Origin of the sequence: Brevibacterium sp. BDJS002 (assembly GCF_028201555.1) — a bacterium.
GTDB classification, from domain to species: domain Bacteria; phylum Actinomycetota; class Actinomycetes; order Actinomycetales; family Brevibacteriaceae; genus Brevibacterium; species Brevibacterium aurantiacum.
In genome coordinates this window covers 3,966,422-3,992,915 of the sequence record NZ_CP116392.1, presented here as the reverse complement: position 1 = coordinate 3,992,915, position 26,494 = coordinate 3,966,422, and the positions used below count along the sequence as shown (strand labels likewise).

Here is a 26,494-nt window from a genome sequence, read left to right as displayed (position 1 = left end):
GAGCACAAGGCTAATGAAGATCCACCAAATTATCTACTGTTCAGTAACAGTGTCTTCCGTGCGCCGTGCTCAGCTCTGGGAGCGAGCCTTCCAGTCGGCGACCTCTGATTCGGCCAGCTGTGCGGCAACGCCGATGTAGGTGGCGGGAGTCAGCGCGGTCAGCAGCTGAGTCTCGGCCTCGGGCAGTCCGAGTCCGGCGACGAAGGTCTGCAGATCGGCCTGATCGATGCGTTTTCCGCGAGTGAGCTCCTTGAGCGTTTCGTAGGGGTTGTCCATTCCGGGTACACCCTGCAGCCCGGCGGCGCGCATGACCGACTGGATCGCTTCGCCGAGAACCTCCCAGTTGGAGTTGAGGTCGGCGTTCAGGGCCTCTTCATTGATGGCGAGCCGTTCGAGTCCCTTGACCAGGTTGTTCAGAGCCAGCACGGAGTGGCCGTAGGCGACGCCGATGTTGCGTTGTGAGGTCGAGTCGGTGAGGTCGCGCTGCATCCGGGACGTGACCAGAGTGGAGGCCAGCGAGTCGAGCAGAGCGCACGAGAGCTCGAGATTGGCCTCGGCGTTCTCGAAGCGGATCGGATTGACCTTGTGCGGCATCGTCGAGGAGCCGGTCGCGCCGGCGACGGGGATCTGCTTGAAGTAGTTCATCGAGATGTAGGTCCACATGTCCGTCGCCAGGTTGTGGGCGATGCGGTTGAACCGGGCGATGTCTGCGAAGAGTTCAGCATCCCAGTCGTGGGATTCGATCTGCGTCGTCAGCGGGTTGAATGTCAGCCCCAGGCTGCCTTCGACGAAGGTCTTGGCCAACTTGGGCCAGTCGGCACCGGGCACGGCAGCCAGGTGGGCCGAATAGGTGCCGGTGGCACCGTTGATCTTGCCGAGGAATTCGCTTGCCTCGACACGTTCGTACTGGCGGCGCAGTCGGTGGATGAACACCGCTAGCTCCTTGCCCATCGTCGTCGGCGTCGCCGGCTGACCGTGGGTGTGGGAGAGCATCGGGACCTCTGCCAGCGCCGAGGCGGTGTCGGCCAGCGAGTCGATGAGCGCCTTGGCGCGGGGCAGCCACACATCAACGGTGGCGCCCTTGACGCCCAGTGCCCAGGACAGATTGTTGATGTCCTCGGAGGTGCAGCAGAAGTGGACGAGTTCACTGAGATCGTCGGCGCCGAGTTCGACTAGCGCTTCTTTGATTGTGTACTCGACGGCTTTGACGTCGTGAACCGTGACAGCCTCGTGGGCGGCGAGCGTAGCGATCGTATCGGCATCGAAATTCTCGGCAAAGGCGCGCAGTCCGCTGACCTCATCGTCGGTGAGGCGACGCACTCCGTCGATCACGGAGTTCTGTGCCAAGTGGATGAACCACTCGACCTCCACCGTGATCCGGTTGCGATTCAGGGCTGCTTCGGAGAGGTGATCAACGAGGTCAGCGGTGTCTTTGCGATAACGGCCATCAAGCGGTCCGAGGGCGATGGCGGGTGTGATGTCAGCAAGCGAAACGGTCGGCATGCCCTCATTTTCTCATGAGCCGCACGCGGGTGTGGAACCGACCGCCAAGTGGTCAGAGCAACGCTGGCAGCCGAGGTGGACTCGTGATCGTCCGGCGGTGGGATCTGCCCTGACTTCGACGTGGAATTCCTGTGGACGGTCAACGTCCTTCCACAGCGTGCTTGAACGCGCTGTCGGCAGCGGACGCGGGTTCGTACGGTGAAGGCTGAATCGGACAGGAGGATGACAGTGATCACCGATGAGCTGGCACTCAACCGGGATGGATGGAGGCGACGAGCGAACGAACTGCGGAGTCTGGCGCAGACCTGTCGGCAGGTCGAGGGGTGGGACTCTCCGGCGGGACGGATGCTCAGTGACCGTCTTCTGACGTGCTCGGACTCGATCAACACGCTGGCCGAGAGGGCCGACAAGCTCGCCGAAGCCTATGACCTGCATCTGCAGGTCGTCTCGGTGGGAGGCCGGATCCAGATATGAGCGACAGGACGAAGCTGGGTGCCGGGCCGGGGGACAAGTGGTTCGCCGTCGACGCGGCACGCATCATGAGGCTTCCCGAACGTCTGAGGGTGCTCTGGCCCCGCGAACTGATGCCAGGTGCCCGCGTTGCCCGATCGGCCGTGACAGCCCCGGGCACCCCCTCGGGTGTGATGTCGGGCAACTCCGCGGTCACGGCGACAACAATCAGAGAGACCGTGATGCTGAGTGAGCCTGCCGAGGTATCATCGCGGCGCGGACTCGACGTGCTCACGGCGTGGCTGGCCGGGTTCACCGCGGAGCTCAACCTCACCCGCTCGCGGATCACCATCGTCATCAGCTCCGGGGTTGAGACCGCTCACCTCGAGGCGTCCCTGTGCGATGACATCTGCCTGGCGATCCTGGTGCTGCACGGCGAAGGCTTCGAAGAGTTCGCTGACTTCCAACTTCTCAGACGCCTCCGGCCTCAGGACCTCGCTCAGGTCACCGAGGAGCTGTGTTCACTGGTCGAGAATGACTGCGTGCTCACCCTGACCTGCCTCGACGAATCCAAGGTCGCCGGCATGGAGTTCCTCCACCGGGTGGAAGGAGTCTGGTCCCGCCCGACGCTCAAGCGTGAGGGCGGAGCGATCACAGTCGGAGCCGAACACAAGCTCGACGGCAACGCGGTGCGGCTCCTCCTTGCCTCGACCATGACTCGACTGCAGACAACGGTGTTCTCACGACCGTCGATGACCGGGATCCAGCCATGATCGACACCCGCACCACCGGCGGTCCGCAGCTGAAGATCGATGATCGAGCAGACACCAGCGGCGACGAACTGCAGCGAATCTGCGGCCACATCGGTGACCTGAGTGTGGAAGGTACGCGCGCCGACTTCGACCTGGCCACGCTTCTGACGCAGGTTCCCTCACCGCTCACCGCGATCAACCTCGATGCCGCCCGGACCGTCTATCACTACCAGTCAGCGCTCGTGCTCATCGAGCTCGAAGCCACAGTCCTCGCCGTCAGAGCAGCTGCCCTCGCCTACCGGCAGGCGGAGAAGGGAATCAGCGACACTTTCGGCGGGCTCCTCGACTACTTCGGATATGTCACCGGGCGAGTCATCGCCATCAGCCTGCCCGCGCTCATTCCCATCGGCATTGCAGTCGGAGCGCCGATCTACCTGGGGCTGAAACTCCTCGACGTCACTGGTCTCGACGATGTCGTGGCCAAACACTTCGGCATCGACCTGGCGCAGACGAAGGCCGCGGCTAAGGAGGCTTTCGTGGCCCTCGTGTTCGAGAATTCGGATGTCTCCGGGGCCGTCATCGAGCATGTGCTGCCGGGGATCGTCGTCGGCTTCATGGGGTTGCCGCCGACGGTGCTGGCCACCGACGGCGACCATGCGCTGTGGCCGCACGACTCGTCATCGATGACGGCCTGGGTCCTGGGAGGTGCGAACATGTTCGGGCTGTTGCTGCCCTCCGACGTTGAGGTCTGGAAGGCAAAGGGGATCACGGCGCCCGATGACGAGCCGCCGCGCGACATCGAAGACCTCTACCGCAGAGAGGCCGACCGTCACCGCGGCGTCGATTCCGGGCAGGTCCGGATCGAGGAGATCACCGACGCTGACGGCACGTCCCGCTATATCGTCTACATCCCGGCGACGAGCGATTGGTCGCCCGAGCCCGGTGAGAACACCACTGATCTGACGACGAACGTGCAGGCGATGGCCGGCAACGACACCGTCATGGCAGAGATGGTCCGCCAGGCTATCGCCGATGCGAATATCGGAGCTGACAGCGAGGTGATGCTGGTCGGCTATTCGCAGGGAGGGATCGTCGCCGGTTCGCTGGCAGCCGATCCGGCGTTCCTTAACGATGTCAACGTCACTGCGCTCTTCACCGTGGGCGCACCGATCTCAGACTTCCCGGTCGATGAGGGCATCGATGTCCTCTCGATCGAACACGAACAGGATCTGGTCCCCGACCTCGACGGCAATGAGAATCCGGCCGACGACCATTGGTCGACGATCACCGTCGACTACGACCCCGAGCAGCTGCGCCAGGCCCCGAACCTGAAAGGCAAGACAGATGCCGAGCTCGACGAGCTGTTCTCCTCCGCCGGAGCCGCACATTCCTCGGCCGCCTACAGCGCCTCAATCGGGCTCATGCTCGCGGGCGGACATGCCGGTCTCAACCGTTTCACCGCGAAGAATTCGGGATTCTTCTCTGGTGACCTCAAGGAGACACGGGACTACCAGGGCAAACGCAGACGAACGTGAACGCTGCCAAGGGCCGAGACAACCTCGGCGAGGGAGGGTTCTGAAGTGCTCGGACGTGCGTTTGTCGGACGTTGGAGCAACTCTGCGACCATCGACAATTCGGCAAGGAGGGCTTTGGATGTGGACCACACGCGCGGAGTTCGTCTCCTAGGCTGAACCCGACCATAACAATTGGCGCTCGACGCACGTTGCCGATGTGGCATGCAGTCGGTGGATTCGGTATCGTGGTATCACCTGTGAATCACATCACTCGAAGGCGAGATCTCACACCAGAGGCCTTGCCTGAAGGACACCGTCCACCACTGGTCACCTCCGGTGCGCTTGGACCTTGAACAAAGGAGAACTGGAATGACCTCCAACATTTCAGTGGGAACCGGGACTGCCCACAGTCAGTCTTCGGAACCTCGGATGATCCAGATGCTCACCGAAGACGGCAATCGCGTCGAATCCGGTGAATATGACGCCTTCGCAGCAGAACTCACCGATGAGGATCTGCGCGGCTTCTACCGGGACATGGTCCTGGTGCGTCGCATCGATGCTGAGGGTGCGGCCCTGCAGCGCCAAGGACAGCTCGGCCTCTGGGCGCCGATGTTCGGTCAGGAAGCAGCTCAGATCGGGATGGGCCGGGCGGCTCGCCCCCAGGACTTCGTCTTCCCCACCTATCGCGAACACGGCCTCGCCTACACTCGCGGAGTCGAACCCGAAACTCTCCTCGGCATGTTCCGAGGCCAGGACCACGGCGGTTGGGACCCTCAGGAACACCGTTTCCACACGTACACGATCGTCATCGGCTCGCAGACCCTGCACGCCACCGGATACGCGATGGGCGTGTCCATGGACGGCGACGTCGGCACCGGTGACCTCGAACGCGACACCGCAGCCATCGCCTGCTTCGGCGACGGAGCCACCTCGCAGGGCGATGTCTCGGAGGCGCTGACCTTCGCCGGAGCCTTCCACGCACCTGTGCTGTTCTTCTGCCAGAACAACCAGTGGGCCATCTCTGAGCCCACCCACGTCCAGACTGCGGCACCACTGTGCAAGCGCGGCGAAGGATTCGGTGTTCCCGGCCTGCGCGTCGACGGCAACGACATCATCGCCATGTACGCCGTGGCCAGGGCCAGCCTGGATTCCGTTCGCGCCGGCAACGGCCCGATGCTCATCGAGGCCTTCACCTACCGTCGCGGTGCTCACACCACGGCAGATGATCCGACGAAGTACCGTGATGCAGCCGAAGAGGAGATCTGGGAGGACCGCGACCCGCTCAAGCGCCTCAAGGCCTACCTCGACAACCACACCGAGACCAGCGCGGAGTTCTTCGCCGAGGTCGACGCCGAGGCCGATACCCTCGCCGCCCGCATCCGCCACAACTGCATGACCATGGAAGATCCCGACCCCGTCGAGATGTTCGCCCATGTCACCTCCGAACCTCACCCCCTCGTCGACGAGGAACGTGCGGAATTCCTCGCATACCAGGCCTCGTTCGCCGATGCAGGTGAGGCCTGATGGAGAAACTTCCCCTGTCAAAGGCCATCACGGCCGGAATGCGCAAAGCCATGGAGGACGACCCGAAGGTCGTCCTCATCGGTGAGGACATCGGAAAGCTCGGCGGCGTCTTCCGCGTCACCGAGGGTCTGCAGAAGGACTTCGGTCCGCAGCGGGTCATCGATGCGCCGCTGGCCGAATCCGGCATCGTGGGCACCTCGATCGGCATGGCCATCCGCGGCTACCGCCCGGTCATCGAGATCCAGTTCGACGCCTTCATCTTCCCGGCCTACGACCAGATCGTGACGCAGGTGTCCAAGCTCTACAACCGCACCCTGGGCAAGGAACGAGTTCCGCTCGTCATCCGCGTGCCCTACGGCGGCGGCATCGGATCACCCGAACACCACTCCGAGAGCCCGGAAACCGTCTTCGCCCACCACGCGGGACTGCGTCTGGTCTCACCGTCGAATGCTCATGACGCCTACTGGATGGTGCAGGAAGCGATCAAGAGCGACGACCCGGTGATGTTCTTCGAACCCAAGCGCCGCTACTGGCTGCGCGGCGACGTCGACACCGCGAACCGCGGCGAGCTGGGAATGCACGACGCCAGCGTCGTCTCCGAAGGCACCGACGTCACCCTGGTGGCCTATGGCCCACTGGTGCCGACGGCCAAGGACGTTGTCGCAGCTGCTGCTGATGAAGGCAAGAGCGTCGAACTCATCGACCTGCGCAGCCTCAGCCCGATCGACTTCGCGACGATCGAGAAATCGGTGAAGAAGACCGGTCGTCTCGTCGTCGCCCACGAGGCGCCGACGTTCCTGGGCCTCGGCTCCGAGATCGCGGCACGAATGTCAGAACGCTGCTTCTTCAACCTCGAAGCCCCGGTCATCCGGGTCGGCGGCTATCACACGCCGTACCCCGGTTCGCGGATGGAAGAGCACTACCTGCCCGACCTGGATCGCATCTTCGACGGTGTCGACCGGGCACTGGCCTACTGACTCAAGGAGAGCTGACATGTCTTTTGAATTTCCTCTTCCTGACGTCGGTGAGGGCCTGACCGAGGCCGACATCGTGTCATGGAAGGTCGCCGTCGGTGACACCGTCACCGTCAACCAGATCCTCGTCGAGATCGAAACGGCCAAGTCATTGGTCGAACTCCCCAGTCCTCAGGCTGGTGAGGTCGGCGCCCTGCTCGTCGAGGAGGGCCAGACCATCGAGGTCGGGACCCCGATCATCCGCTTCGGCGGCTCAGATGGCGGCACCGACAACGCTGGAGCCTCGGCACCGGCAGTCGGGGAAACCCAGGCCGCGACCGAAGGTGGTGGCGACGCCGAGGGCGGTGCCACCCTGGTCGGCTACGGTGCCAAGGCCGCCCCGTCGAAACGTCGACCTCGCAAGGGTGCAGGCGTTGCGGCGCCGGCGAACCCAAGCCAGGCTCCGGCCGCACAGGAAGCTCCGGCACCAGCCGCGGCCCCTGCCGCTGCTGCAGCGGCACCGGCTGAAGCTACGGCACCAGCGACAGCCTCGGCGGGCAAGCCTCTGGCCAAGCCTCCCGTGCGCAAGCTCGCGAAGGACCTCGGCCTCGACCTGGCGGCCATCGCGCCGACCGGTTCGCGTGGCGAGGTCACCCGCGACGACGTCAAGGCCGCAGCCAGCGGCACCGGAGCGGCAGCCACCGCAGCCGCAGTCCCGAGTGCCGGATCAGCAGCCGCCTCGGCGGGGGCCGGTTCCTCCGGCGAACTCGAAGAACGGATCCCGTTCAAGGGCGTGGCGAAGATGATGGCCAAGGCCATGGTCGAATCCGCGTTCACGATGCCTCACGTCACCGAGTTCCTCGATGTCGATGTCACCGAGACGATGGCCTTCGTGCGCAGGCTGAAGTCCACGAAGTTCCTGGGCGAGGACATCAAGGTCTCACCCCTGCTGCTCGTTGCCAAGGCCGTGGCCTGGGCCGTCGCCCGCAACCCGCGGATCAACTCGTGCCTCGAAGGCGATGAGATCGCCGTCAAGAAGTACGTCAACCTCGGCATCGCTGCAGCCACGCCGCGTGGTCTGATCGTTCCGAACATCAAGGGCGCACACGCAATGGGCCTGACCGACTTGGCACAGGGCATTCAGGATCTGACTGCACTGGCGCGTTCGGGCAAGACGCCTCCGGCCGATCAGTCCGGCGGCACCATCACGATCACCAACGTCGGCGTCTTCGGCGTCGACGCGGGCACCCCGATCATCAACCCAGGGGAAGCCGCGATCCTGGCCTTCGGACAGATCCGGAAGAAGCCGTGGGTCGTGGGAGATGAGATCGTCCCGCGTGACATCACCACACTGTCGGTGAGTGCTGACCACCGCGTCGTCGACGGTGAGATCATCTCGAAGTTCCTCGCCGATGTCGGTCGTGGACTCGAGGACCCGACATTGCTGCTGGCCTGAGAGCCTGAAGCAGCAGTAGCAGTTCTGAGCGTTACTGCCCGGTGGAGCGGGTCAATCCTCCATACAGCGGTGGAGCGTCGAAACGCCTGTGTACACACAGGTGCTTCGGCGCTCCACCGCTGTTTGATGCTCATGGCTGTATAGGCGCTTCATAGATGTTTCGGCGCAGTGCCGGCGTATCTGTCGCACACCAAGTGCCGGGCCCTTGTCACAGGAAGCGATCGAGGGGGTGCAGCCCTACTTGTCGAGGTAGGCGCTGTTGTCGGTGGGGCTTCCGTCCTTGACCAGACGCTTCGCCAGGCAGTGGTCGCGGTCCAGCCCCCAGGAGCGGCACTGATCGAGTGCAGGCTCGGGATCGCTGTAGGGAGTGTCGATGACGGTGACCCAGTAGTTGTCATCCTTATAGGAATCCCAGTCACCGCTGTGGATGAGGATTGCGCCAGGGTATTTGACGCGGTTGGTCTCGAACTCGTTGACGATGTCCTGTGCCGACCATGTCTTGCCGTCGGCTTCCAGGCCGATGTCCTTCGCGCTCACCTGAGTCACCCACTGCCCTTCGAGGTCATTCGCCTTTGCGGTGCCTTCCTTCGTGTAGGTCGACAGGGCCTCCTGGGGGCTCGGTGTCGACTCCACCTTGGACTCGGACGGTGAGGGGGAGGGCGATGCGGACTCGTCTGCGCCGAAGTCGACAGGCACGGTTCCCGTCGACGGGGCCAACCAGCGGATACCGAAGAATGCCAACAGCGCGAGAACCATGACGATGGCAATGATGACGACGGTGATCTTGGCCCCGTTGCCCTTCTTCGGGGCGGGAGCGGGCTGGAGTGGGATCTGTCCGGATGCAGGGCCATCAGAGCCGTGTTCGGCGTATCCCGAATGTGCGGGCTGGTCGCCCTTGTGGCCGGGGCCCTCTGTCTGCCCGCGCGTAGCGGTTTTAACCCGTTGTCCAGTCGGTGATGCTCCGGGGGAATTCTGAGGTTGTTCCTCGAATGGGGAAGCGCCTGCGGGGGCGAAGACATTGCGCGTGCGACTTTTGGATACGGGTACGTCGCCAGTGTGCTTCTCGAGGTATTCGTAATAGGTCGAGTTATCGAAGTCGGCAGCACTCTGGGTGGACTCGTGGCCCGGCGACGGGGTCGGACTGGCGCGATCCTGTTGGTCCTTCTGCCAGTCATCACTGGTCGCTGGACGGATTCGCGGCCTCGGTGGAACGTCGCTCATCGGTCCTCCTGAGTGCCAGATGTGGTGGCAATCATCTTCTTACCTTGGCACGTCATCGGCACGTGTTCAACACGAGCCAGAGCAGGATGCGTTGTCTGCTGGATGGTGCGCGCGAACATGCGTGCGGGATGAGTGTCAGGTGGGAAGCGGTGTTGGGCCCGCGAATCCGGGCGCAGTGCGTTCTGAGGCCCTCAGCGGCAGCACGTCCAGCGAGGTTCTGCGACACTGTTTCAGTGAATTTGCTCTGAAGGCCTGTTTCTCTCTAAGATTGTTATCTGTTGTGTCGTAGCAGTTCGATCACCGATTGATCTGCTAAGGCCGACATGGTGCTCACCCACCGCTGCACTCCAGCTTCGGCCAATCTCTCACAGGCTACGGCTTCAGCGCTGGTGAGACATCTCGCCCGAACGGGCAAACCTGTTTTGGCGTACACAATTTTCATTGCGAACGCCTCATGCCGGGCAGCAGCCTGGTCAGCGGTCGGACACCAGTCTGGCCGAGCAGCATTCGTGAAAATTTGTTGATGTCTTCCGACATCGGCGCAAGCGAGCGTGGATCCCACGCAGACCTGCTTGTTTCGAGAGTCGGTAACTTGTGAACTGGAGGAGAGTCATGGCAGCAAACTGCCAAGTAACCGGGGCCGTCCCTGGTTTCGGACACAATGTGTCCCACTCGAACCGACGCACCAAGCGTCGTTTCAACCCGAATATTCAGAAAAAGCGCTACTTCGTTCCGTCTCTGCGTCGCAGCGTCACGCTTAACCTGTCCGCCAAGGGCATCAAGGTTATCGACGTGCGCGGAATTGACGCCGTCGTCGGCGAACTCATTGCCAAGGGAGTGAAGCTCTGATGGCTAAAGCACAGGACATTCGTCCCATCATCAAGCTCAAGTCGACCGCTGGCTCCGGGTTCACCTATGTGACCCGCAAGAACCGCCGCAACAACCCGGATCGCATGGTGCTCAAGAAGTACGATCCAATTGTTCGCAAGCACGTCGATTTCCGAGAGGAGCGCTGAGCGCATATGGCTAAGAAGTCAAAGATCGCACGCGACAAGCAGCGTCGCGTCATTGTTGAGCGCTACGCGGAGCGTCGTGCGACGCTCAAGCGCCAGCTGACACACCCAGACAGCACCGACGAGCAGCGTGAAGAAGCACGCCTCGGACTGCAGAAGCTTCCTCGCGATGCCTCACCAGTGCGTGTGCGCAACCGCGACCAGGTGGATGGTCGTCCACGCGGCTACCTCCGCAAGTTCGGTCTCTCCCGTGTTCGCTTCCGCGAAATGGCACATAACGGCGAGTTGCCCGGCATCACGAAGTCAAGCTGGTAATCTCGAGGAAGTTCGTTATCGGAAAAACGGACCGGTAACCGACCGACTTGTCCTAAGGAGGACACTTTTATGGCTAAGAACCGCAGTGAGCTCGTAGCAGAAGTTGCAGAGAATTCCGGACTGACCCAGAAGCAGGTCTCGGACGTTCTTGACGGTGTCTTCGATGTCTTCTCAGACGTCGTCGGCAAGGGCGAAAAGCTCACCATCCCCGGATGGCTGTCTGTCGAGCGCACCGAACGTGCCGCTCGCAAGGGACGCAACCCGCAGACCGGTGAAGAGATCCAGATCAAGGCCGGCTACTCCGTGAAGCTGTCCGCTGGTTCGAAGCTGAAAGCTGCCGCTGGCAGCCCTAACTGAGCCTCGCGCATCAGCGTGGAATGACCCGGACCTGTTGGTCCGGGTCATTTCTTGTCTCCTCGCCGAGATCTCGACCACGTCCGGGCCTCGCAGTTGGCTCGGCCTCAGACTCCGGCGATATCCTTGAACCATGAATGAAGCGGCGGTCTGCCACCAGTGAGCACTCAAGTCTTCGACTCGGTCACCCGATTCACGTCTCGCGCGGCCGTTCCCCTCGTCGTCATCGGCGGACTCGGTGTGGGTTTGGCCGCGATGCTCTTCACCGGAGCGGCGGAGGCAACACTCCTCAACGACCCCGGCCCCTACGTGCGATTCGGTCTGCCGGCAGCGAAATTCGTCTTCAACATTGCGATGGCACTGACTCTGGGTGCACTGATGTTCGCCCTCCTCATCCTGCCCCGCACCCAGGGGCGCAGCCGGAACAGGAAGACGAGTCCCGCAGCCGCGAAGTCGGGCACCACCGATGAGCTCCCGTTCAATGCGCTCTGGGAGAAGGCCCTGAAGATCGCCGAGGTGGCATCGGTGGTCTGGACGATTTCTGCAGTGGCCGTCCTTGTCCTCACCTTCGCCGACACCGTCGGCGCACAGGCCTATCTGGACTTCTCCAATCAGCTCGGCGTGTTCCTGACCCAGATCGCCTTCGGCCAGCTCTGGACACTCATCGTCGTCCTCATCGCCGTCACCTCGACCCTGTGCTTCGGCACACGCAGCTACCTCGGCATCGCGGTGGCAGGCGTGCTCGGCGTCGGCGTGATGATTCCGCTGGCACTGATGGGACACTCCGCTGAAGCCTCCGGACATACCCAAGCCGTCAACAGTATCGGTCTGCACCTGCTGGGCGTCACGATCTGGCTGGGCGGCCTCTTCGTCATCGCCCTCCTGGGCTCGGACCTTGCCCGCTCCAACCAGTTGCGCAGCACGATCGAACGCTATTCCTCGTTCGCACTCATCGCCTTCGCCCTCGTTGCCTACTCCGGTGTGGTGAACTCGCTGTTGCGCGTTCAAAGCCTCGCTGACCTCATGACTCCCTACGGACAGGTGATTGTGGCGAAGGCCTTCGCGACGATTCTGCTCGGTCTCATCGGGTTCTGGCACCGTCAGTTCGTCATCCGCCGTCTGGGCACCGCAGCCTCGGCGACCAGGGAATTCTGGCGGCTCATCATCGTCGAGTTCGTCATCTTCGGCGCCACGATGGGTCTCGCGGTCGCTCTGTCGCGGTCCCAGCCACCGGTCTCACAGGAGCCGGTGGGTGACCCGTCCCCGGCTGAGATCCTCACCGGCGAGCCGCTTCCTCCGCCGCCGAGCTTTGCCCGATACTTCACCGAATGGTCCGTGGACCCGCTGTGGGTCGTCGTGGCCGTCGGTCTGGCCACGGCCTACATCGTCGGCTTCGTCAATCTCCGGCGCCGAGGTGATTCCTGGCCGGTCCATCGCCTGATCTGCTGGCTGCTCGGCATGATCTTCCTCGTCTACGTCACCTCCGGCGGCGCCAGGGTCTACGGTGAGATCCAGTTCTCCGGACACATGATCCAGCACATGCTCCTGATCATGGTGGTGCCCCTGCCGATGGTTCTCGGCGCACCCATCACGATGCTAATGCGTGGAACGAAAGCTCGCACGGACGGTTCGCGTGGGATCCGCGAGTGGGTGCTCTGGCTCGTCCACACCCCGTATATGCGCTTCTTCGCGAACCCGATCTTCGCCAGCGTGAATTTCGCCGGTTCCCTCGTCATCTTCTACTACTCGGGCGTGATGAAGTACGCGCTCGAATGGCACCTCGGCCACGAGCTGATGATCATTCACTTCCTCGGAGCGGGATATCTCTTCGCGCAGGCCCTCATCGGCATCGATCCCGGTGTGGAGCGCCCGGGATATCCGCTGCGCCTGCTCATGCTGTTGATCACGATGGCCTTCCACGCGTTCTTCGGGATCTCGATCATGAGCTCCGAAGTCCTCATTGAGGCCGACTGGTTCGGCAATATCGGCGCCGACTGGGGCTATTCGGCGATCGAAGACCAACAGACGGGCGGAGGAATCGCCTGGGGCATCGGCGAAATCCCCACCCTGTTCATTGCAATCATGGTGGCCTTCCAATGGTCGAAGTCCTCGGATCGAGAGGCTAAGCGCATCGACCGCAGCGAAGCGCGCACCGATGACGCGGAACTTCGCGCCTACAACGACATGCTCGCCAATATGGCCCAGCGCGACGCGAACAGTGGTCAGAGAAGCAGATGACTGCACACCTCGTGTGCGGGAATGTGAACAGATAATTCCCGGATTCGAGCCCTTTCTGCACCCAATCGCCTGCCGGATGGCGCAGACTGTTGCATGGATCATATTTATCCACAGCGTCACACAACCCGCGCTGATGGCGTGGACCTGAAGCCGCATTGCAGGGGCTTGCAGGCTCACCTCCGTACGGGCCGAGACGCCACAGCGAGTCGATCCGCGCATTCAACGGTGATGCGGATCGTGGAAATCAAGGAGAGTCATGAGTTCTTCGAACAATGCCGAGAGGAAGACGATCCGCGCTCAGCTGCGCAAGGTCGTCGCCGCTTCGATGGCAGGAACAATTGTCGAATGGTACGAGTTCTTCCTCTACGGAACTGCGGCCACGCTGGTCTTTCACATTCTGTTCCCGCCGACAGACGACCCCCTGAACGCGATCCTGGCAGGTTTCGCGACCTATGCGGTCGGGTTCATCGCGCGCCCCTTCGGCGGCATCATCTTCGGCCACTTCGGGGACAAGTACGGGCGCAAGAAGCTGCTGCAGCTGTCCATCGTCCTCGTCGGCGCGGCCACATTCCTCATGGGGTGTCTGCCGACCTTCGACCAGATCGGGTATCTCGCGCCAGTCCTGCTCGTGCTGCTGCGCCTGGTCCAGGGCTTCGCCGTCGGTGGCGAGTGGGGTGGAGCAGTCCTCCTCGTGGCCGAACATGCACCGAACAAGGAGCGCGGCTTCTGGGCGTCCTTCCCACAGTCGGGTGTGCCGCTGGGCAATCTGCTGGCCACCGGCGTGCTCCTCGTCCTCACTGCAACATTGACCGACGAGCACTTCATCACATGGGGATGGCGTGTGGCCTTCTGGCTCTCGGCCATCATCGTGCTCATCGGCTACTACATCCGCACCAGGGTCTCCGATGCTCCGATCTTCGACGAGGTCCAGTCCGAGGAGATCGAGGAGGGCGTGGACTACGGCATCAAGGCCGTCTTCAAGCGCTACCCGCGTGAGGTCTTCGCCGCAATGGGGCTGAGGTTCGTGGAGAACATCCACTACTACCTCGTGGTGACCTTCTCGATCACCTATCTCGCGATTGCCGTCGGCGTCGAACAGGCCGAAATCCTTGGAGCACTGCTCGCCGCGCACGCCATCCACGCGGTCATCGTGCCGATGGTCGGAGCGGCGACGGACAGAGTCGGTCGTAAGCTTCCTTACGGCATCGGCATCGCACTCACCGCAAGCTGGGGCTTCTTCGCGTTCCCGATGTATGACACCGGCAATGCCTTCGTCATCTTCCTCGCGCTGCTCATCGGCCTCATCTTCCACGCACTCATGTACGCCGGCCAGCCGGCGATCATGTCGGAGATGTTCCCGACCCGCATGCGCAACTCGGGTGTTTCGACCGGCTACCAGGTCACGGCGATCGTCGCCGGATCGTTCGCGCCGATCATCGCCACAGCGTTGCTGCAGCGCTTCGATTCCTCGGTGCCGATCGCGTTCTACCTCCTCATTGCAGCTGCGATTTCGATGGTCGCGCTCGTCTTCACCAAGGAGACCAAGGGCATCGACCTGCGTTCACTCGACCAGGTCGACAAGGATCGTCGCGACGCCGCGAAACGCTGATCAGTTAGGCAACACTCTGATCAGTTGAGCAACACGCAGATTCGGGCGGTGTTGTCGAACGTCGGCACCGCCCGATTGTACGACGGTGGACACGAAGCCCTGTGCACATCGAAGACTGCCGGCATCGCACCAGGCTGTGAACATCACAGCTGAAGAATGAACAACGGTCGAAGGGACAGCAATGGTCGATCTCAGCAGCAAACGCGCCCTCGTCACAGGAGGAGCCTCCGGCCTCGGCAAGGCAATGAGCGAAGCCTTCGCCGCAGCGGGAGCTCACGTCATCGTCGCCGACGTCAATGCGGAATCGGCGGAAGCCGTGGCCGGCGACATCGCGGGAGAGGCGTGGACGGTCAACCTCGCGGACACCTCGGCGCTGGATGGAGTCGATCTCGACGTTGACATCCTCGTCAACAACGCGGGCATCCAGAGGATCCATCCGATCACCGAATTCCCCCTCGACGAGTGGCGGTTGATCAACACGCTCATGCTCGAGGCACCGTTCGTGCTCACGAAGGCGGCGCTGCCGAGGATGTATGAAAAGGGGTGGGGCAGGGTCATCAACCTGTCCTCGATCCACGGGCTGCGCGCCTCGGCGAACAAATCAGCGTATGTGGCGGCCAAGCACGGGCTCATGGGACTGACGAAGACGACCGCGCTCGAGGCGGGACCACAGGGTGTGACCTGCAATGCGATCAATCCCGGCTATGTGATGACACCGATGGTCAAGGGACAGATCGCCGATCAGGCGAAGACGAACGGCATCACCGAGGACGAGGTCCTCGAACAGGTATTCCTCGGCCACTCGGCGGTGCCGAAGCTGGCCGATCCCGGTGACATCGCTGCGCTCGCGCTGTTCCTGGCCAGCGATGCGGCTGCGGTCATCAACGGCAGCGCACACAGCGTCGACGGCGGCTGGTCCGCGGCCTGAGTGTTGCCTGCTCGGGGTGAGCTCGGCTCAGAGGACCTCGAGGACGCTGCGGACCCCTGCATTGCGCAGGGATTCGTGGCGGACCGAGGCCCAATAGGAGACCGGTTTCGAGAACTCATCAGGCAGCACCTGCACCAGGCGGCTGTTGTTCGCGGCGAGGAAGTCGGGCAGGATCCCGATGCCGACCCCATTCGAGGTCGCGAGCACGTGAGCATGCACCGAGGTGGAGCGGAAGAATCCCTTGCTTCGCGGAAGAGCGCTGCCGGCCTCGTCGAGGTCGTCGACCTGAAGCGAGTTCTCAATGTAGTAGATGAGCCGATGCTCGGCGAGGTCGTCGATCGTCGTCGGTGTGCTGTGGCTGCGCAGGTATTCGTGCGAGGCATAGAGCTGGAGCCGGTAGTCGCGAATGTGCTGCGCGATGCTGCGCGGCGCGTTCGGTCGACCGACGACAACTTCGATGTCCACGCCCGAACGGTACTGTCGGGCCCGTTGAGTCGCCGCGATGAGTTCGAACTGCAGGCCGGGATGGCTGTGCTGCAGTCGGGTCAGGGCCGGTACCGCGAACTCGAGGGCGAAGGCCTGAGGGCAGGCCAGGCGAATCGTGCCGGACAGGGCCGAGTTTGCGTGTGCGTCGATGCGTCCCAGTGCGGCCTCGATGTCCTCGGCCACCGGCAGCAGATGACGGCCGGCGGCACTGAGCTCCCACCCGTCGGGTGAGGCCACGAGCAGCCGCTCGCCGTATCCCTTCTCCAGGGCGGCGATGCGTCGGGACACGGTTGTGTGGTTGAGCCCCAGGCTGTGGGCGGCGGCCGTGAACTTGCCCAGCCGAGCCACGGCAAGCAGCGTCAGCAGATCTTCGGGTGAGATCTGCGAACCGGAACCGCCAGGTGCATATGAAGCCATAGTCATCCCATCCTATCTGCGTGTGCGCACATATCCGGTGCGGAATATGTGATTCTCCTCGACCTGTGTTGCCGCAGCGACTGGCGTAATGTGAGGGGCAACACTGAGTCAGCAGAAGAACATGATGCGAGGAGGCATTTTATGTCGACGATTGGATGGATCGGCCTGGGGAACATGGGTCGTCCGATGACTGCAAACCTGGTGAAAGCCGGTCACACCGTCAATGGCTTCGATCTCATGGAGATCGCCGTCGAAGAGGCAGCCAAGCACGGGGTGAACCCCGTGAAGTCCATCGCCGAGGCGGTCGCCGGAGCCGACATCGTCTTCACGATGCTGCCCAAGGGTGAGCACGCCCGAGCGGTCTATCTCGAAGCCGACGGCGTCCTGGCTCATGCGGACACCAAGACCCTGCTCGTCGACTCTTCGACCATCGACTTCGATTCGGCTCGCGCCCTCCACTCCGAAGCGGTCAAGGCTGGGTTCCGTTTCGTCGACGGACCGGTTTCCGGCGGCGTCACAGGTGCCGAGGCAGGCACGCTGACCTTCATGCTCGGCGGCAGCGATGAGGACGTGGCCGAGGCGAAGACCTTCATCGAACCGATGGCCGGCAACATGTTCCACGCCGGTGGCGAGGCCGCTGGCCAGGCCGCCAAGATCGTCAACAACATGATGCTCTCGATCAGCCTGCAAGGCGTCGTCGAAGGTGCAGTGCTCGCCGATCGCTTCGGACTCGACCCGAAGGTCTTCTACGACATTGCCGCCGTCTCCTCCGGAGACTCCTGGCCGCTGCGCACCTGGTACCCCGTGCCCGGCGTGACAGAGACAGCTGCGTCGAACAACTCGTTCAAGCCCGGGTTCGCAACAGCCCTCATGCACAAGGACGTCGGTCTGGCTCTCGCCGGCGCCGAGACACAGGGCCTCGACCTGCCGGCGGCTCAGCTCGTCCACGCTCAGCTGCAGAAGCTCGTCGACGCCGGACTCGAAGGCCTCGACACCTCGGCGCTGATCAAGAACATCGATGCAAAGGCCAAGGGCCTGCCCGAATAGCGGCTGGGCTGCCCGAGTAGGCGCGGGCCTGCCCGATCAAGGGGCAGCGCCGTTACGGCGAGTGGCTGGGACGAACGCCGCCGCCAAGCATGCGGCCGCTGACAGTCTGTGTTCCGCAGGACGAACACCAACGGTTGGTAAGTTCTCCTCGATCCCCGAACGGGCTTCGAGGAGAACTTACCAACCGTTTGCAGAGAACCGGGCCCCATGCCGCTGTGCCCTCGACCTGCAACTTCAGCGGGTACGTGTAAGACTGGAAGCATGAGTTCCCCAGACACTCCCGAACCACAGAACGCACCCGATTCGCTGTCCCCGGAGGCCATCGCCTCCATCAGGGACAACCTCGACGAGGTGGCTGCTCGTGCAGCGGCCGCCGCCGAGGCCAGCGGTCGGACGAGCACCGACGTACAGGTGCTGCTCGCGACCAAAACCCAGCCGGCCGACAAGATCCGCGTCGCACTCGAGCACGGGTTCACACTTATCGGCGAGAACAAGGTCCAGGAGCTGGTCGGCAAGGCCGAGGAGCTGGCCGATCTCGATCACGAGGCTCATCTCATCGGCCCGCTGCAGAAGAACAAGGTCAACCACACTCTGCGCCACGCGCACTGCATCCAGTCCGTCGACAACCTCGAACTGGTAACGAAGATCAACAACCGCCTCGAGGTGCTCGATTCGACGGTGGACATCTTCGTGCAGGTCAACACCTCACGCGAGGATTCGAAGTCCGGCATCGCCCCTGAAGAGGCCGAAGGTCTCATCACCGAGCTCCGCGGACTCTCACGCATGAAGCTGCGCGGGCTGATGACGATCGGCCTGCCAGGACGCACACCCGAAGAGATCCGTCCCAGCTATTCCGACCTGCGGGAACTGAGGGAGAAGCTCATCGCATCCGGTGTCATGCCCGCGGAGGCCACGGAGCTGTCCATGGGGATGAGCAACGACTTCGAGCTCGCAATCGCCGAGGGCGCAACCATGGTCCGCGTCGGCTCCAGCGTATTCGGCGCTCGCGACTACTCCTGAGCCGCCGCCCAACCTCCCACCGCCCACCGCACTGCGCCGGAGTCGTGGCGCGGGGCCAGCCCGCACGATGAGGGCTGGGACGTTGGTCACATGATGACACCGGGTCTCCCGTCGCGGCGGTGAATCTGTGAAGATGGAGCTATGAACTCCAGTCCGCAGGAATCCCCAGCATCCGCCCACCAGGTCAAGGTGCGTGCACCTGAACTCATCGGCCGCCGGTGGATGAATTCCGGCGGCAAGGACCTGAGCCTGGCCGACCTGCGCGGCAAGGTCATCCTGCTCGACTTCTGGACCTTCTGCTGCATCAACTGCCTCCATGTACTCGATGAGCTGCGACCGCTCGAGGAGAAGTACAACAAGGAGCTCGTCATCATCGGCGTCCACTCGCCGAAGTTCGAGTTCGAACGCACCGTGGAGGCCGTCGATCAGGCCGTCGAACGCTACCAGGTCGAGCACCTCGTCCTCGACGACCCAGACCTCGTCACCTGGCAGGCATACACCGCCCGAGCCTGGCCCACACTGGCCGTCATCGACCCCGAGGGCTACCTGGTCGCCACCCTCTCAGGCGAAGGCCACGGAGCAGGCCTCGGCGAAATCATCGAAGGCCTCATCGACGAGCACTCAGCCAAGGGGACGCTGCACTCCGGAGACGGCCCCTACGTGCCGCCACCAGCACCGGAGACCGAACTCTTCTACCCCGGCAAGGTCACCGAACTGCCTTCGGGCAACCTCCTCGTCGCCGATTCAGGACACCACAGCCTCGTCGAATACGACGCTTCCGGTCAGAACATCATCCGACGAATCGGCACCGGAGAGCGCGGAGCGAACGACGGGGACTTCACCTCGGCGAGCTTCAGCGAACCCGGCGGCATCACCGTCCTGCCCGATGACGTGGCCGCGAAGGCCGGCTACCACCTCGTCGTCGCCGACACCGTCAGCCACACTCTGCGGGGCATCAACCTCGACACCGAAACCGTGACGACGGTCGCCGGCACCGGATCACAGCACATGGTCGGCGCGATCGACAATGTGGTCGGGACTCACGGAGAGCTCGGCCGCTACGACGGTCCCGCCCTCGACGTGAAGCTGTCCTCACCGTGGGATGTCCTCTACATCCCCGCCACCGCCGAGGTGGTTGTGGCGATGGCAGGCAACCACACCATCTGGTCGTTCGACCCGGAAACCGGCTCGATCCGCCTGCTCTCGGGCACCATGAATGAAGGACTGGCCGACGGTGAGGCCGAGGCCGCATGGTTCGCACAGACTTCGGGTCTCGATCTCAGCTCTGATGGCGATGTGTTCATCGCCGATTCGGAGACTTCAGCGATCCGTCGCCTCGACCCGAGCACCGGAGCAGTCTCCACGCTCATCGGCGAGGGGCTCTTCGACTTCGGCTTCCGTGACGGACCTGCCGCCGAGGCCAGGCTGCAGCACCCCCTTGGCGTGCGGAGCCTGCCCGATGGGTCGATCGCAATCGCCGACACCTACAACGGCGCAATCCGTCGCTATGACTTCACCACGAACGAGGTCTCGACGCTGGCTCGCGGGCTGCGCGAACCCTCCGATATCTTCGTCCTTGAAGCAGCCGGAAGCGCTGACGCCGCCACGGAGGCAGCCGATGCCGAACTCCTCATCGTCGAGTCCGCCTCGCACGCCCTGACGAGAGTGAAGCTGCCCAAGGACGCCCAGCGTGTCGACGAGGGTGCGCTGACCAGCAAGCGGCCGTCGACGGAGATTGCCTCGGGACCCGTGGGCGTGAGTGTGAGCTTCACGGTCCCCGCAGGTCAGAAGCTTGACGACCGGTGGGGCGACCCCACATACCTGCAGGTCTCATCCACGCCTCCGGAACTCATCGTCTCCGGCGGCGGGGGAGCAGAGGGGCTGAAGCGCGACATCGTCATCAACCCCGAACTCGAGTCGGGGGTCCTGCACGTGACCGCGCGAGCGGCCGCCTGCGATGGAGAGCCCGGCGGGGAGATCCCGCTGCACGCTGCGTGCCACCTCTACCAGCAGGACTGGGGCATCCCAGTCGACCTTGTCGACACGGCCCCGGCCGAGCTCACCCTCGACCTCCGCGGCGCCTGAAGACTCAAACGAGCACGCTCAAAGGCTCAGCCAAGCACGCCTGAAGACTCGCTCAGGCGCGCCCAAAGCCGTTACTTCACGGAGATGTCTCCGAGGCGGCGCGGATCGAAGCTGACCTTTGAGGACTTGACGACCACGGATCCTCCCATGACGAAGGAGAGCGTCTCGTCGAAGTCGTGTTCGGCGGCCGTGACGATATCGCGGTAGCGGCCCTGGATGCGCACCTCGACCGTGGACGGGGTGAGTTCGAGGTCGTTGCCCGAGGCGGTCAGGCTGACCTCGGGGTCGCGTGCCAGCGACCATTTCACGTCGCCGAGGATCTCATTGTCCGTGTCGTAGCCGAACACGCATCCGGAAGGGTAGAGGGTCTTCGACTTCACACACTTCTGCAGATGCTCGGTGATCTGCTCGTCGACAGCCTGCTCCAACTTCGCAGTGGGCTCGGGCGACATCGCGATCTCGGCGGTGTCGGTCGGAGCGATCACCTCGGCGCGTTCGGGCTTCGACTTCAGGTAGGTCGCATCGAAGCCGACGAGGTAGGTGGCCGGGAACAGCACGGGAACAGTTCCCGCGGAGACTCCATAGCCGTTGACCGTGGCCGTTGACGAACCTTCGACCTGCAGGTCGAGCGTGGGCCACTCCTTCTGCTCGATCGCCCAGCGATCGAACAGTCCGGCCCTCGCCGGAAGCTTGACCATGGACAGATCCACGGTCTGTGTCTGCGAGGACAGGACATAGCTCAGCGAGACCTTCGCATGATCGCCGTCCATCGACACCGTCGTCGCCTCGGGATCACGCGGCAGGTCGGGTGCGGCTGAGAGCACATCATGGTTGAGTGCCAGAGTCGAGGACGGAGTGGGGGAGGAGAGGTAGGAGAACGCCTGCTCGGCATTGGCGTCCTCGATCGCCGAAATATAGGCCTCTGCAGCTCGGGCAGGAGTGTAGACGGTGAGGTTGAGGAGCGGAACTGCGGCCACGGTGAGGACGATGATCAGGAGCGCCGAAATCAGAAGCTTGCGCGAAGTTCGCATTGCTCTCCTGAATCGGTGGGGGATGAGGGAATTTCAGTTTAATGCCAATCGGCCGCAGCGAAGCCCCATCACCGGCGAGGACACGCGGGTCGCAGTGACCAGACGTACGCCGCCGGGCATCATTCCACTGAGTAGGCGTGCAGCGCCGAGGTGTCGACCTCGACGAAGACATGGGTGCCGACCTTGACGTTGGCACGCAGCTCTGCGATCGACGAACCGAGGCTGGGGTGAAGCACTCCGAACCCGCCCACCGTTCCGGATTGATCGCCATCGGTGTCAGCGCCGGCGGTTCCGGCGCGGCGAACCCCGGCCAGGTCGGCCAGGTCCACGTCGAGTGCGAGGCCCATCTCCGTGTCCACCGGCGACAGCTTCGCCTGCAGGCAGGATCCGCGATCGCGCAGTCCGATGACGATGGCCTCGAACACCGTCGCCGAGGTGAACGCCGGGTCGTGCTCGTCCAGTGACAGGAGGGCACTGCGCCACCCGAGGGTGACGAAGACCTTCCCGTCGAGTTCGGTCCGAGCCTTCACTGCAGAGTGGCCGATCGACAGCCACCCTTTGCGCGCCAGCCCGGAATAGACGTTGACTCCGCTGAGCTCGGCGGGCAGGGAGCCCCTGGGCTCCGTGACGACCTGTTCCAAAGTGCCGAACGCGACGAGCTCGCCTTTTTCGATATCGGCCACACCCGCCTCGGCGACGGTGAAGTCGGTCAGCGTATTCGAGGTGAAGACGATCCCGCGGCCGTGCGCGGCGGCCAGATCGGCCAGGCGACCGCGCAGACCTGCACGCACATGGCCCGGCACGGATGCGAAGGGGTCGATGAAGGTCAACCACGTCGCTCCGGTCGACCACGCCGCCGCCAGGCGGAGTTTTGCCTGTTCGTTGGCATCGAGTTCGCCGAACCGACGTGCCAGCACATCGGGTCGAAGCCCGAATTCCGTACACGCTTGTGCCAATGCCGCCTCCCCAGATCCGGCATTGGCTTCGCGAAGATATGACTTGACCCACCTGCGCACACGCATGAGACCCGACCGGATTCCGGTCGGGAACTGCGGTGGAGGTGCGACGTCGGAGCGCGCAGCAACGGACAGCACCACCTCAGTGGTGCTGTCCGTGCTGCCCATGAGACCGAGTATTGTCCCTGCTCGGAGACGACCGAGATCGATCTGGTGTCCGCCGAGGTGCAGCCCCGCTAGGGACAATTCATCGTTCAACGGATCTTAGAACTCCGCAGGATCGTCGGAGGCGGTCATCCGCCGACGGGTGATGACGACGGCTGCGGCACCTACAACGAGGAGGCCGACGCCGAGCGCGAGCCCGGTCATCTCTGCACCTGTGCGAGGCAGATCGCTGCCGTTGTCGCTGCTGTTCTCTCCGCCTTCGTCGACGGAGGTGCCGTTAGTGACGACGGTGAAGCTGCCGCCCTGTGGCTTGTCGAAGCTGTCAGCCTGAGCTGTGACGTTGTACGTGCCCAGCACTGCCTTGACCTTCGCCTGCACGCCGAAGGTCGCCTTGCCCTCGGAGTCGGCTTCCTTCGTCATGGTGTAGCGATCGACCTTGCCCTGAGCGTGTTCGACCGTGATCGTGATCTTCTCGCCCGGCTGTGCGCCGGTGATGCCGAGCTTGATGCCCTCGTTGAGGAAGTCCTCGGAGCTGATCTCGGTCGGATCGATGATGAGTGCCTGGGTCGCGGTGGCTGCGCCCTTCTTCTCACCGTCGTCGGCCTTCTTCTCACCGTCATCGGTGCCGGGGCTGGCCGGAGCTGTGGTCTCCGACGGTCCTGCTTCCGGAGCCTCGGACTCATCGTCGGCATCATCGGTTGCGGGGGCCTTGGGCTCCGCAGCATCGGACTCTGTCGGTTCGGGTGTCTGGGACTCCGTCTCGGTCGGCTCAGGAGACTTCGACTCCGTCTCGGTGGGCTTGGGAGCAGCGGGCTTCCGAGCCTCCTTGGTCTCAGTCGGCTCCTCGCTCGGCACTTGCGATTTCGGCGCTTCCGACTTCGTTTCAGAAGGAGTCGGCTTCGCGGTCTCGGTGGGCTCTTCCGACTTCGTCTCGGTCGGAGTCGGCTCGGCAGTCTTGCTCGGCTCCTCAGTCTTCGTCTCAGACGGAGTCGGCGCAGCGGATTCGCTGGGCTCGTCGGTCTCGGACGGATCCGAGGCCGGGCCGGTTGCAGGGGTGCAATCGGGTGCCTGGGCATCCTCGTCGAGATCCTTGGCAGAGGCCACGACCTCGAAGGAGACTTTCGAGGAGTCCTTCTCGGTCTTCTCGTCTGTGAGGTAGAGCGAGTAGTTGCCCGACGGAACCTTGGCGTTGTCCGTGACCGAGAAGAAGTAGGTGCCGGACACCTTCCCCTTCTCGTCGACGGTCAGCTTGGTCTCTGGTGAGTACTTGGACCCATCGGTGCCGACGACCGTGACGGTCGCCTTGTTGTCGGGGGTGAATCCCGTACCGGAGAATCCGATGCCCTTCTTGCGGTCAGCAATATCGGCTCGGGTCACCTGTGCGGCGGACAGTGTCGCCTGCGGGTCCGAGCTGTCGGGAACCTTGGAATCGGGGTCAGTTGACTGCTGTGCGTCATCATACGCACAGAGCGGGCCTGCCGGCACCGGAGCGGACTCTGTCGCTGCGAACGCGGGAGCGCCAGCAAGACCTGTCAATGCAACGGCTACTGCGGGGGCAAGCACAAGACGCGAGGTCTTCACAGTAATGCCTTTCGTTTGTTGTCAACCCACGAAAGACGATGGACTCCCGGCATTCCTTGGCTTAAGAAGAGGAAGGCACCATCGTGCGCGGGTTCGTACAGCTCCTAACTCTAAAGCATTCACCAACGGCTATGGGGAGACACACGGGAGAAAACCAGCAAAAACTGCAGTTATCGTTATCAAGTCGTTACCTAAGTACGGCGTGTCGGGGCGTCTGTGACATTTTTCGCCCCCTCGGAAGCCCAGCTCACTGCACTCCAGAGCCCAGGGCGACTACCATTGATACGTGACTCTCCTTTCCGATCGCGACATCCGCGCCGAGCTCGACTCCGGACGCATCGCCCTCGACCCCTATGACCCGTCTCTGATCCAGCCCGCCAGCGTCGATGTGTGCCTGGACCGCTATTTCCGTCTGTTCGACAATCACAAGTACCCGGTGATCGATCCGAGCCTCGACCAGCCCGAACTCACCCGCTTCGTCGAGGCGGCACCGGGGGAGCCGTTCGTGCTGCACCCCGGGGAATTCGTGCTGGCCTCCACCCACGAACTCGTCACCCTGCCCGATGATGTGGCCGCTCGCCTGGAGGGCAAGTCATCGCTGGGCCGCCTCGGGCTGCTGACCCACTCCACGGCCGGCTTCATCGACCCTGGGTTCACTGGTCACGTGACTCTTGAGCTCTCGAACGTCGCCACCCTGCCAATCACGCTGTGGCCGGGAATGAAGATCGGTCAGCTCTGCTTCTTCCGCCTCAGCTCGGCGGCGCTCAATCCCTACGGCTCGAAGTCCACCGGCAACCGCTATCAGGGACAGCAGGGTCCAACGGCTTCCCGTTCGCACCTCAACTTCTACCGGAGGGACATGTGACCACACGCCGAGAGCTGCGGATGCAGCGGGAAGCCGCCGAGCGTGTCAGCGACACGGATGTCTCGGCGGACCTGCGCGGCTTTCATCTGCTTCTCCTCGACGAAGGGGTCGAGGTCTCCGATGTGCTCGCGCTCGTGCACAACAGGCTTCCCGACCTCGCGCCCCGCCTGGATGAAAGAGGCCAGCTGAAGCTGAGTCGACACTCGCGTCTGAGTGAGGGAGTCGACCTCGATGCTGTCGCGATCGCCGCGCTCGAGGTTCCCGACTGGGCTCATCACGCAGTAGTCATCGACTGCCCTCGAGACCGCGAACCGGTCCCGCCGCCGGACTGGTTCAGCGACGCAGACGGACTCCATGAGGCGTTCCCGGCAGGGCTGCCCGACCGGGAAGAGGAGCGGATGCTCAGCCTCATCCTGGGCGTCGCATCACGCCTGCACACCGGTGTCCGCCTCGCGGATGAAGCGGGCCTGCCGACTCGGGTCATCGTGCCCGACCCGGAGGCGAAGATCGACCTCTATCTCTACTCGTCCTATTGGCTCGAGCCCGACGTGGCGCTGTCGCTCGTCCGCAAGCACGCTCCGCACGCCTTCCAGCAGGCGCTGCCGACACCCGACGAGGCAGTCCTGGCTCAGGCCACGATCGACGATCCCCTCTTCGATCCCTCGGCACCGGTCATCCTCGACGGCTATTCGCTCCTCGTCCCTCTCGGGGAGATCAGCGAGAAGGCAGGCATGATTGAGATTCGCGTATCGGAGGCTGACTGGGTGCCGCCGATCATCGGCAAGCATCTTCAGATGCCGCTGATCGAGTACCACGTGCACTGGATGGATACCGAGTCGAAGCGCTACCAACCGGTCCAGACCCGTCGTTTCCGGCGAATGCGCAACAAGGTGGCCGGCCTCGTCGACAGCATCGGAGCAGAACTGCTCATCGGCTGTGACGGCACCGGCTTGGATGAGATGGGCTTCCTCGTCACGAGCAGCCAGCTCCGCAGCTGACGCAGGTTCCGGC

General features: G+C 63.3%; 24 protein-coding genes. 18 read left to right on the top strand and 6 right to left on the bottom strand.

Features of this window, described 5'->3' with window-relative positions; genetic code table 11:
- Positions 1 to 69: 69 nt before the first annotated feature.
- Positions 70 to 1,503, bottom strand: coding sequence for an adenylosuccinate lyase (gene purB / locus PGC08_RS18425; RefSeq protein WP_009882229.1), 1,434 nt, complete (start codon positions 1,501 to 1,503; stop codon positions 70 to 72).
- Positions 1,504 to 1,725: 222 nt separating this feature from the next.
- Here purB and PGC08_RS18420 point away from each other — a divergent pair, with 222 nt between their 5' ends.
- The 6 genes from PGC08_RS18420 (at position 1,726) to PGC08_RS18395 (ending at position 8,152) form a co-directional block, all read left to right on the top strand.
- Positions 1,726 to 1,977: a hypothetical protein gene (locus PGC08_RS18420; RefSeq protein WP_226823884.1), complete on the top strand. Its 252-nt coding sequence runs from the start codon at positions 1,726 to 1,728 to the stop codon at positions 1,975 to 1,977.
- Positions 1,974 to 2,726 carry a hypothetical protein gene (locus PGC08_RS18415; RefSeq protein ID WP_271709113.1) on the top strand — a complete coding sequence of 251 codons (753 nt, stop codon included), beginning with the start codon at positions 1,974 to 1,976 and terminating at the stop codon, positions 2,724 to 2,726. Before PGC08_RS18420 ends, PGC08_RS18415 begins: the two co-directional genes overlap by 4 nt.
- Positions 2,723 to 4,240 carry a hypothetical protein gene (locus PGC08_RS18410; RefSeq protein ID WP_096159526.1) on the top strand — a complete coding sequence of 506 codons (1,518 nt, stop codon included), beginning with the start codon at positions 2,723 to 2,725 and terminating at the stop codon, positions 4,238 to 4,240. The genes PGC08_RS18415 and PGC08_RS18410 overlap by 4 nt, the downstream gene beginning before the upstream one ends.
- Before the next feature lie 348 nt (positions 4,241 to 4,588).
- Positions 4,589 to 5,743, top strand: a complete 1,155-nt coding sequence (gene pdhA, locus PGC08_RS18405) for a pyruvate dehydrogenase (acetyl-transferring) E1 component subunit alpha (RefSeq protein ID WP_009882234.1) — start codon at positions 4,589 to 4,591, stop codon at positions 5,741 to 5,743.
- Positions 5,743 to 6,720: an alpha-ketoacid dehydrogenase subunit beta gene (locus tag PGC08_RS18400; protein WP_096157744.1), complete on the top strand. Its 978-nt coding sequence runs from the start codon at positions 5,743 to 5,745 to the stop codon at positions 6,718 to 6,720. The genes pdhA and PGC08_RS18400 overlap by 1 nt, the downstream gene beginning before the upstream one ends.
- 16 nt (positions 6,721 to 6,736) lie before the next feature.
- A complete protein-coding gene (locus PGC08_RS18395) occupies positions 6,737 to 8,152 on the top strand; it encodes a dihydrolipoamide acetyltransferase family protein (RefSeq protein ID WP_271709112.1) in 1,416 nt (471 codons plus the stop codon).
- A 237-nt stretch (positions 8,153 to 8,389) separates the two neighbouring features.
- On the opposite strand, the gene PGC08_RS18390 is transcribed toward PGC08_RS18395, so the two are convergent.
- Complete coding sequence (locus PGC08_RS18390) at positions 8,390 to 9,373, bottom strand: protein kinase (RefSeq protein WP_271709111.1); 984 nt, start codon at positions 9,371 to 9,373, stop codon at positions 8,390 to 8,392.
- Between the two features lie 612 nt (positions 9,374 to 9,985).
- On the opposite strand from PGC08_RS18390, the gene rpmB reads away from it, so the two are divergent.
- The 7 genes from rpmB (at position 9,986) to PGC08_RS18355 (ending at position 15,830) form a co-directional block, all read left to right on the top strand.
- The gene (gene rpmB, locus PGC08_RS18385; protein ID WP_101620527.1) at positions 9,986 to 10,222 is read left to right on the top strand and encodes a 50S ribosomal protein L28; all 237 of its coding nucleotides are present in this window, start codon (positions 9,986 to 9,988) and stop codon (positions 10,220 to 10,222) included.
- Positions 10,222 to 10,389, top strand: a complete 168-nt coding sequence (gene rpmG, locus PGC08_RS18380; RefSeq protein ID WP_101571628.1) for a 50S ribosomal protein L33 — start codon at positions 10,222 to 10,224, stop codon at positions 10,387 to 10,389. Before rpmB ends, rpmG begins: the two co-directional genes overlap by 1 nt.
- 6 nt (positions 10,390 to 10,395) lie before the next feature.
- Positions 10,396 to 10,701 carry a 30S ribosomal protein S14 gene (gene rpsN / locus PGC08_RS18375; protein ID WP_009882241.1) on the top strand — a complete coding sequence of 102 codons (306 nt, stop codon included), beginning with the start codon at positions 10,396 to 10,398 and terminating at the stop codon, positions 10,699 to 10,701.
- A 69-nt stretch (positions 10,702 to 10,770) separates the two neighbouring features.
- The gene (locus PGC08_RS18370) at positions 10,771 to 11,058 is read left to right on the top strand and encodes an HU family DNA-binding protein (RefSeq protein ID WP_009882243.1); all 288 of its coding nucleotides are present in this window, start codon (positions 10,771 to 10,773) and stop codon (positions 11,056 to 11,058) included.
- 156 nt (positions 11,059 to 11,214) lie between these two features.
- On the top strand, positions 11,215 to 13,293 hold the full coding sequence (locus PGC08_RS18365; protein ID WP_271709110.1) for a cytochrome c oxidase assembly protein: 2,079 nt from the start codon (positions 11,215 to 11,217) through the stop codon (positions 13,291 to 13,293).
- A 256-nt stretch (positions 13,294 to 13,549) separates the two neighbouring features.
- Positions 13,550 to 14,902 (top strand): MFS transporter, encoded by a 1,353-nt coding sequence (locus PGC08_RS18360; RefSeq protein WP_271709109.1) that lies wholly within the window; start codon positions 13,550 to 13,552, stop codon positions 14,900 to 14,902.
- A 181-nt stretch (positions 14,903 to 15,083) separates the two neighbouring features.
- Positions 15,084 to 15,830, top strand: coding sequence for a 3-hydroxybutyrate dehydrogenase (locus PGC08_RS18355; RefSeq protein ID WP_271709108.1), 747 nt, complete (start codon positions 15,084 to 15,086; stop codon positions 15,828 to 15,830).
- A 27-nt stretch (positions 15,831 to 15,857) separates the two neighbouring features.
- Here PGC08_RS18355 and PGC08_RS18350 read toward each other — a convergent pair whose 3' ends face one another.
- Positions 15,858 to 16,733 (bottom strand): LysR family transcriptional regulator, encoded by an 876-nt coding sequence (locus PGC08_RS18350; RefSeq protein WP_009882247.1) that lies wholly within the window; start codon positions 16,731 to 16,733, stop codon positions 15,858 to 15,860.
- Positions 16,734 to 16,874: 141 nt separating this feature from the next.
- Here PGC08_RS18350 and mmsB point away from each other — a divergent pair, with 141 nt between their 5' ends.
- The 3 genes from mmsB to PGC08_RS18335 all read left to right on the top strand — a co-directional run bounded on the left by mmsB (position 16,875) and on the right by PGC08_RS18335 (position 20,885).
- A complete protein-coding gene (mmsB, locus tag PGC08_RS18345) occupies positions 16,875 to 17,780 on the top strand; it encodes a 3-hydroxyisobutyrate dehydrogenase (RefSeq protein WP_442868141.1) in 906 nt (301 codons plus the stop codon).
- A 261-nt stretch (positions 17,781 to 18,041) separates the two neighbouring features.
- The gene (locus PGC08_RS18340; protein ID WP_096168258.1) at positions 18,042 to 18,800 is read left to right on the top strand and encodes a YggS family pyridoxal phosphate-dependent enzyme; all 759 of its coding nucleotides are present in this window, start codon (positions 18,042 to 18,044) and stop codon (positions 18,798 to 18,800) included.
- 141 nt (positions 18,801 to 18,941) lie between these two features.
- Positions 18,942 to 20,885, top strand: a complete 1,944-nt coding sequence (locus tag PGC08_RS18335) for an NHL domain-containing thioredoxin family protein (protein WP_271709106.1) — start codon at positions 18,942 to 18,944, stop codon at positions 20,883 to 20,885.
- Positions 20,886 to 20,956: 71 nt separating this feature from the next.
- On the opposite strand, the gene PGC08_RS18330 is transcribed toward PGC08_RS18335, so the two are convergent.
- The 3 genes from PGC08_RS18330 to PGC08_RS18320 form a co-directional block, all read right to left on the bottom strand.
- Positions 20,957 to 21,916: a hypothetical protein gene (locus PGC08_RS18330; protein WP_009882252.1), complete on the bottom strand. Its 960-nt coding sequence runs from the start codon at positions 21,914 to 21,916 to the stop codon at positions 20,957 to 20,959.
- A 119-nt stretch (positions 21,917 to 22,035) separates the two neighbouring features.
- Positions 22,036 to 23,040, bottom strand: a complete 1,005-nt coding sequence (locus PGC08_RS18325; protein ID WP_226838637.1) for an ABC transporter — start codon at positions 23,038 to 23,040, stop codon at positions 22,036 to 22,038.
- 96 nt (positions 23,041 to 23,136) lie between these two features.
- Positions 23,137 to 24,618 carry an LPXTG cell wall anchor domain-containing protein gene (locus tag PGC08_RS18320; protein WP_271709105.1) on the bottom strand — a complete coding sequence of 494 codons (1,482 nt, stop codon included), beginning with the start codon at positions 24,616 to 24,618 and terminating at the stop codon, positions 23,137 to 23,139.
- Between the two features lie 286 nt (positions 24,619 to 24,904).
- Here PGC08_RS18320 and dcd point away from each other — a divergent pair, with 286 nt between their 5' ends.
- Positions 24,905 to 25,483, top strand: coding sequence for a dCTP deaminase (gene dcd, locus PGC08_RS18315; protein WP_009882255.1), 579 nt, complete (start codon positions 24,905 to 24,907; stop codon positions 25,481 to 25,483).
- Positions 25,480 to 26,481, top strand: a complete 1,002-nt coding sequence (locus tag PGC08_RS18310; protein ID WP_271709104.1) for a hypothetical protein — start codon at positions 25,480 to 25,482, stop codon at positions 26,479 to 26,481. The genes dcd and PGC08_RS18310 overlap by 4 nt, the downstream gene beginning before the upstream one ends.
- Positions 26,482 to 26,494: the final 13 nt, after the last annotated feature.